Raw genomic sequence first — 585 nt, 5'->3', positions numbered from 1 at the left:
CTGAAAAGCACAATATCACAGACGAATTTGTGATTTTTAAAAAGATAAAACACATGACAGCCATCAAACGAATGGCTACAATAAGCAGGCGGATTTGTTTCTTTTTTAACATTTTTGGATTGGATTGGACACACAAATGGCCGAAAACTACGTTATTTGGTTTGAAAACCTGCGTATGACTGACGTTGAGCGAGTGGGCGGTAAAAATGCCTCTTTAGGCGAAATGATCAGCCAACTGACTGAAAAAGGCGTGCGCGTTCCCGGCGGTTTTGCAACCACAGCCGAAGCTTATCGTGCTTTCCTGGCTCACAATGGTCTGAGCGAGCGTATTTCCGAAGCCCTGAAACAACTGGATGTTGAAGACGTTGCCGAATTGGCACGCGTGGGTAAAGAAATCCGTCAATGGATTTTGGATACCCCGTTCCCTGAGCAGCTGGATGCTGAAATCGAAACAGCTTGGAACAAAATGGTTGCCGATGCCGGCGGTGCGGACATCTCCGTTGCCGTACGTTCTTCCGCAACAGCAGAAGACTTGCCGGACGCTTCTTTCGCCGGCCAACAAGAAACCTTCCTGAACATCAACGG

At 47.7% G+C, this 585-nt stretch carries 1 protein-coding gene; it reads left to right on the top strand.

The genetic code is table 11. The annotated features are described in order from the left end of the window. Window positions 1–136: 136 nt before the first annotated feature. Window positions 137–585 (top strand): PEP/pyruvate-binding domain-containing protein (locus ACTHSP_RS21355; protein WP_440346924.1); only part of this gene is annotated, 449 nt, incomplete at its 3' end.

The sequence above is a fragment of the Neisseria sp. P0001.S005 genome, assembly GCF_051963715.1.
Note: the sequence above shows the minus strand (reverse complement) of the source record. Positions and strands in the feature narration are given on the sequence as shown.